Raw genomic sequence first — 6,000 nt, forward strand, 5'->3', positions numbered from 1 at the left:
GGCGGCGCCCCGACCGCTCAGCGCGGCGACATCTGGGGGCGGTCCGTGAAGAGCGGCGGAATCGGGTCCTCCGGGTCGTCGTACAGGAGCACCAGATCGCGCGCCCAATGCGTGCCCTCCTCCGCGGCCTCCGCGGCCTTGGCCCGCAACTGCCGGACCAGCTCGGGCAGCCGGGCCACCCCGCCCGACCCCTGGAGCAGCTCCCGCACCCCGCGGTGGAACTCCTCGCAGCCGGCGTCGCAGTCCCGTTCCTCGCCGTGCCCGTGGGCCGGCCACAGCCCGGCCGGGAAGCCGGTGTCCAGGGCGACGCCGACCGCGTCCCGGCCGAACCCGTCGGCGACGGTGTGGCACAGCGCCGGCAGCGCGCCCTCGCCGGCCGTCTCCAGCAGCCGCCAGATCGCCTCGGCGGAACCCGACCCGCCGTCGGCGCCCGGCCGCGGCGGAATGCGCAGGGCCTGCAGCTCCCGGGCGGCGGCCAGGCCCTGCCAGCGGCGCAGCCAGGCCGGGTCGACCTGTTCGCGCCGCCCTTGGTCGCGCAGGATCACCGCGCGCCCGGGGCCCACCGGCCGCAGCCGGGCGGTGCGCCGGGTCGAGGCCGCCACCTCCCACTGGCCGGCGGCGGTGTCCCAGTGGCCTTCGGGGACGGCGACCTCCAGGCGTACCCGGGCATTCGGCCCGGCATCGCCGTCGGCCCGCAGCAGCCGTCCGCCGAGCCGCCGCAGCACCTGCTCCCGCGCCTGCTCGAACGGCACCCCGCCGGCCGACTCCTGGACGTCCACCCGCAGCCACTGCCCCTGGCCGTAGCCCTCGCTGACCGACCAGTTGAACAGCTCCTGGCCGCCCTCGTCGTAGAAGAGCGGCTCGAACTCGACGAGCACGGAGCACGGCCGGCGGCGTACCGGCCCTATCCTCCGGCGGTCCTGCGGCTGCAGCACCACCGCCTTGGCCTGCACGAACTCCGCGAGCCTGGCTGCCTGTCCGCGGACCGCGGCGGCCTCCTCGCCCGGGGCGTCGCGCACCTCGTCGGCGGTCAGCTGCGCCACGATCCGCAGATAGTGCACAAAGGCGCGCAGCTCCGTGTACGGGTCGCTGCCCTGGTAGAGGGCGCCGTGCCCGTCCCGCCAGGTACGCAGCAGCCAGGCTCCGGGCCGCTCGCCGCGCTCCAGCACCTCGCCGACCGCGGCCTCCACGACCAGCGGATCGCGCGGTGCGGGCAGCCGGGCGAGCAGGTCCAGCGCCTGGAGCCGCTCCTGGACGCCCCACAGACGGCCGCGGCCCGCCATGATCATGTGCTGGGCGTCGAACCAGGTGGGCCCGACGGTCCGGCCGAGGTCCTGGCCGGCCCAGTGCCAGCGGTCGTGCAGGCTCATCAGCGCGTGGTACGGGTCGGGCCCCAGGCCCTCGGCGCCCGCGACCAGGTGTTCCGGCCCCAGCCCGCGCAGCGCCGTGACCGGCACCGCCAGCCCGACATGGTCCTGTTGGTGGCGGCCCTTGACGATGCCGACCACCTCGCCGCGGTCACAGTCGAGCAGCGGCCCGCCGGAGGCCCCGGGCGAGACCCGGACATCGCTGCCGAACTGGAGGCCCCGGGCGTCGCGGGCGCCGAAGCGGACCGCGATGAAGGGGTCGACGGAGGGTGCGGGGGCGCGCGGACCGGCGGGCGCCCCGTGCTCGCCGCGCCCCCGGGTGCCGGGTCCGTGGCCCGGCCCGGGGCCGTCGCCCGGCCCGGGGCCGGGGCGCCCGTCCCGCGGGTCACCTCCGTCCCCGGTGTCACGTACGACGTCTTCCCCCCGGCGGTCCCTGCCCGCGCCGCCGTCCCCCTCGGTCACCGCGCCCGACGCGTCGTGGCCGCGGAAGATGTACGCGTCCTCCAGGAGCGTCGCCGGCTGATCGCTGAGCCAGGCGCAGGGGTGCTCGGTCTCCGGGTCGAGCAGCTGGACCAGGGCGAGGTCGGCGCGGACGGCGGCGGGCCCGGCGGCCGGGTCGGGGCGGCTCAGGTCGTAGGCGAGCCGGGCGGGCACCACCCGGCCGCCGAAGGTGACGCCGAAGACCCCGTCCGGGCCCGTCTCGCGGCGCCGCCCGTCGCTCGCCGCGAGCACATGGGCGCAGGTCAGCACCCATCCCGGGGCGATCAGCACCCCGCTGCCCCAGGGGCGGGCGGCGGCCCCGCCCGGTGCGGGCCGCAGGGCGACGGTGGTGCGTCCGGCGTGTTCGAGGAGCTGTGTGTAGCGGGCGCGGTCACCGCGGCCGGCGGCCCGGCCCTCGGAGGTCGACATCAGCGGCTCGAATCGTCCGGCTCCCGGCGGTCGGCGGTATGCGGCCCGTCCGGCGCCTCCCCGGACGGCGCCCGGTCCGCACGCCGCCAGGTGAGGGTGACGGAGAGGTTGCTCTTCGCCTCGCCGTCCGCGAGCAGGGCGACGGCCTTGCCCGGCTTGGCCGACAGCTCCACGCCGAAGGTCACACTGGTCTCGTGCGGCGCGACCCGTTCGGTGGCCTGCCGGACGCTGGCGGCGACCCCGCCGATCACCTCGCGGAGCCCCTCGACCCGGGCCCCGAGCGCGTCCCAGGCGCCGACGTCCTCGAATTCCCCGTCCGCGTCGTCCGTCCCGTCCGGCGCCGGGGTGTCCAGCCGGGAGACCCGGGCCCAGACTTCCGTACCGTCGGGAAGTTCGATGCGCTGTGCGCGATCTTGCATCACGGCCTCCTGCGCCCCGTGGGCGGCAATTTCCCAATTGCCGCAGGACCGTTGACAGGTGATCAGGCTAGCCGTCGGGCGTCTGTGGCGCGAGAGGTCCGTGAGCCTGCCTATCCTGGCCGGGAATGACCCATGACCCCTGGTGGAGAGCGCGTGTATTTCACTGACCGTGGCATCGAGGAGCTGGAGAACCGGCGCGGCGAGGAGGAGGTCACCCTGGCGTGGGTGGCCGACCAGCTGCGGACGTTCGTCGATCTCAATCCGGACTTCGAGGTACCGGTGGAGCGGCTGGCCACCTGGCTGGCCCGCCTGGACGACGAGGACGAGGACGAATAGGCCACCGGGGAACGGTCCGGGGCCGGGGCCCGGCGCTCCCGTTCCCCGGTGGCCGGGTCCCGCGGACGGTCCGCCCCGGAAGGGCGGCGGACCGTCGTGAGCGATCCGGGGATCAGGAGTACTGCAACGCCTTGCGCAGGTCGTCCTTCACCTCGTACTCATCGTGCAGGGCCGCCTTCCCGGCCCCCCGGTCGTGCTCGATGTACGCCCTCTTGTTGTGGTGCTCGGCCGCCTGGGTCCCGTTCTGGGCTGCGTCGAGAGCCCTCCGGATCGCCTCGCGGTGGCGCGCGTTCCGGCACGCGCCCTTGGCATTGACGATCTTCCCCTGGGACGCGTCGTTGTACTTGGCGGCCTTCTTGTAGCTGCGCGCCCCGCTCGCCGAGATGGCCTTGTTGTTCAGCGAGTAGGCATTCTTGATCAGCCCGTGACAGGACGCCGCGGCGGCGGAGACCGAAGCCTCGGCGGGAGCCGCATGGGCGGCGGTCACCGGCAGGCTCAGAGCGGCGCCGAGCACCAGCGTCGAGATCAGCCCCGTGGATGTACGCACAGTTCAACTCCTCTATGGCAGACGCCATGACATCGGTGGTCACTGACCAGGACTCCGCTGCCACGGCTCGCGGTTGCACCCGGCGGCCGATGATCGCCCTGCGGGGTGCCGGCACTTGACTTCCACAATCCGCGATATATCGTGTCTCTACGAGACGCGATATGTTGCGTCGTCCGGCGATCAGGGGAGGCCCGGAATGTCAGCCCGGAGCGAGTGGTCACAGCGACCGGTACAGGTGGCCGAGCCACGCACGCTGGAGATCTCCGACCCCCTCGACGCCCTGAGCGTCCGCGTGGTCGGTGGCACCGTCAACGTCGTCGGCACCTCGGACGGCAGCCCGGCCCGCGTGGAGATCAGCGAGCTGCACGGCCCGCCGCTGACCGTCTCGTGCGACCACGGCACCCTCTCGGTCGCCTACGACGACCTGCCCTGGAAGGGCTTCCTGAAGTTCCTGGAACGCAAGGGCTGGAACCGCCGCGCGGTCATCTCGGTGACGGTGCCGGCCGGCACCCGCGTCGAGGTCGGCGTGGTCGGGGCCGGCGCGGTGGTCTCCGGCATCTCGGGACGTACGGACGTCCGTGGGGTCTCCGGGGACGCCACGCTCGTCGGGCTGACCGGCAGGGTGCAGGCCGACACCGTCTCCGGCAATGTCGAGGTGCAGTCGGTCACCGGCGATCTGCGGTTCCACTCCGTCTCGGGGGATCTGACGGTCATCGACGGGGCGGGCGGTGCGGTGCGCGCGGACTCCGTCAGCGGCGACATGGTCCTCGACCTGGACCCCGCCCAGGGCGCGGACATCGCCCTGACCACGGTCTCCGGGGAGGTCGCCATCCGGCTGCCGGACCCGGCCGACGCCACGGTGGAGGCCAACACCGCGAGCGGCACGGTCTCCAACGCCTTCGACGATCTGCGGGTCACCGGCCAGTGGGGCGCCAAGAAGATCACCGGCGCGCTCGGCGCGGGCACCGGCACCCTCAAGGTCACCACCGTCTCCGGCGGTCTGGCCCTGCTCCGCCGCCCCGCCTTCGAGGACGAGGACCCGCCGGGCGGCCCCGGCGGCGGCCCGGCCCCCGGCCCGCAGGGGGACTCCCCCACCGACCCGCCCGCCGAGAAGAAGGTGCTCTGAGCATGCCCCCCGTCTTCGCCCATGGCCGCCTGCGCCTCTACCTCCTCAAGCTGCTGGACGAGGCCCCGCGGCACGGCTACGAGATCATCCGCCTCCTGGAGGAACGCTTCCAGGGCCTGTACGCCCCCTCCGCCGGCACGGTCTACCCCCGGCTGGCCAAGATGGCGGCCGAGGGCCTGGTGACCCACACGACCGAGGGCGGCCGCAAGGTCTACTCGCTCACCGACGCCGGACGGGCCGAACTCGCCGACCGCGGCGGCGAGTTGGCCGACCTCGAACTGGAGATCCGGGAGTCGGTCGCCGCGCTCGCCTCCGACATCCGGGAGGACGTCAGCGGTTCGGCGCGGGATCTGCGCCGCGAGATCCGGGAAGCCGCCCAGCAGGCCCGCAGGGATGCCCGGGGCTCCGGAAAGGCCGGGCGGACCGGCGAACGGACCGCGGACGCCGGGGACGACACCGGCGGGCGGCCGTTCCCGGATGCCGCCGACTACTTCGACGGCGCGTTCGGCGACAAGGAGTCCTGGCAGCAGGCGAAGGAGGAGTTCCGCCGCGCCAAGGAGGAGTGGAAGGAGCAGGCCCGGCGGGCCAAGGAGGAGAGCCGGCGCGCCAAGCAGGACGCCCAGCGGGCCCGTAAGCAGGCCAAGGACGCCCAGGCGTTCGCGCGGGAGGAGGTCCAGCGGGTCCTCAAGCGCGTCCAGGAGCAGGCCCAGGGCGCGGTGCGGTCGGGCGACTGGTCGGGCGTGGTGCGCGAGGCGCTGTCCGAGGTGTCCCGCGAGGTCGGCCGCTTCACCGGCGGTCCGTCCGAGGCCCGGCGGAGTGACGGCGAGCCGGGCGCGGCCGGGGCGGCCGGCCGGGACAACGGGACGAAGGTGACGGCCGAGCGCGTCGATCAGGCCGGGGAAGCCCCCGGTCAGGCCGCCGCGGCCGAGGCCCCGCCGGCCCCGGAGTGGGCGCGGGAAGCGCCCGGCGACGACCCCGCCCGCGACTTCGACCGGCTGCTGGACCGCTTCCGCGACGATCTGCGGGACGCCGCGCGCGATCACGGGGTCACCGCCGCACAGCTCCGGGAGTCCCGCCGCCGGCTGTCGACGGCCGCCGCCCATATCGGCGCGCTGCTGCGCCACCCGGAGCAGTACGCGTCCCACACCGACCCGGACGACTGAGCCGCCGGGGCGGGGCCGTAGATAAGGGGATCTTGCGGCCCCGGGGGGGGGGGGGGGGGGGGGGGGGGGGGGGGGGGGGGGGGGGGGGGGGGGGGGGGGGGGGGGCGAGGGGGGGGGGGGGGGGGGGGATGTG

6 protein-coding genes are annotated in these 6,000 nt (G+C 75.1%); 3 read left to right on the top strand and 3 right to left on the bottom strand.

Going from position 1 to position 6,000, the window contains the following annotated elements; translation table 11 throughout:
* Window positions 1–17: 17 nt before the first annotated feature.
* Window positions 18–2,276 carry a VMAP-C domain-containing protein gene (locus tag ACZ4XD_RS34485; protein ID WP_468048895.1) on the bottom strand — a complete coding sequence of 753 codons (2,259 nt, stop codon included), beginning with the start codon at window positions 2,274–2,276 and terminating at the stop codon, window positions 18–20.
* Window positions 2,276–2,695: a CU044_2847 family protein gene (locus ACZ4XD_RS34490; RefSeq protein WP_468048898.1), complete on the bottom strand. Its 420-nt coding sequence runs from the start codon at window positions 2,693–2,695 to the stop codon at window positions 2,276–2,278. Before ACZ4XD_RS34490 ends, ACZ4XD_RS34485 begins: the two co-directional genes overlap by 1 nt.
* Before the next feature lie 153 nt (window positions 2,696–2,848).
* On the opposite strand from ACZ4XD_RS34490, the gene ACZ4XD_RS34495 reads away from it, so the two are divergent.
* Window positions 2,849–3,031: a DUF6104 family protein gene (locus ACZ4XD_RS34495; RefSeq protein ID WP_018087464.1), complete on the top strand. Its 183-nt coding sequence runs from the start codon at window positions 2,849–2,851 to the stop codon at window positions 3,029–3,031.
* A 112-nt stretch (window positions 3,032–3,143) separates the two neighbouring features.
* On the opposite strand, the gene ACZ4XD_RS34500 is transcribed toward ACZ4XD_RS34495, so the two are convergent.
* Window positions 3,144–3,578, bottom strand: a complete 435-nt coding sequence (locus ACZ4XD_RS34500) for a hypothetical protein (RefSeq protein WP_468048904.1) — start codon at window positions 3,576–3,578, stop codon at window positions 3,144–3,146.
* Window positions 3,579–3,774: 196 nt separating this feature from the next.
* On the opposite strand from ACZ4XD_RS34500, the gene ACZ4XD_RS34505 reads away from it, so the two are divergent.
* Together ACZ4XD_RS34505 and ACZ4XD_RS34510 are read left to right on the top strand one after the other, a co-directional pair.
* Window positions 3,775–4,704, top strand: a complete 930-nt coding sequence (locus ACZ4XD_RS34505; RefSeq protein ID WP_468048906.1) for a DUF4097 family beta strand repeat-containing protein — start codon at window positions 3,775–3,777, stop codon at window positions 4,702–4,704.
* Between the two features lie 2 nt (window positions 4,705–4,706).
* A complete protein-coding gene (locus ACZ4XD_RS34510) occupies window positions 4,707–5,867 on the top strand; it encodes a helix-turn-helix transcriptional regulator (protein WP_468048909.1) in 1,161 nt (386 codons plus the stop codon).
* Window positions 5,868–6,000: the final 133 nt, after the last annotated feature.

The sequence above is a fragment of the Streptomyces sp. NPDC029466 genome, assembly GCF_055574515.1.

Bases quoted from the DNA above. Each gene is read 5' to 3' on its own strand.
- ACZ4XD_RS34485 (WP_468048895.1), bottom strand. From the start codon at position 2,276: ATGTCGACCTCCGAGGGCCGGGCCGCCGGCCGCGGTGACCGCGCCCGC.
- ACZ4XD_RS34490 (WP_468048898.1), bottom strand. From the start codon at position 2,695: ATGCAAGATCGCGCACAGCGCATCGAACTTCCCGACGGTACGGAAGTC.
- ACZ4XD_RS34505 (WP_468048906.1), top strand. From the start codon at position 3,775: ATGTCAGCCCGGAGCGAGTGGTCACAGCGACCGGTACAGGTGGCCGAG.
- ACZ4XD_RS34510 (WP_468048909.1), top strand. From the start codon at position 4,707: ATGCCCCCCGTCTTCGCCCATGGCCGCCTGCGCCTCTACCTCCTCAAG.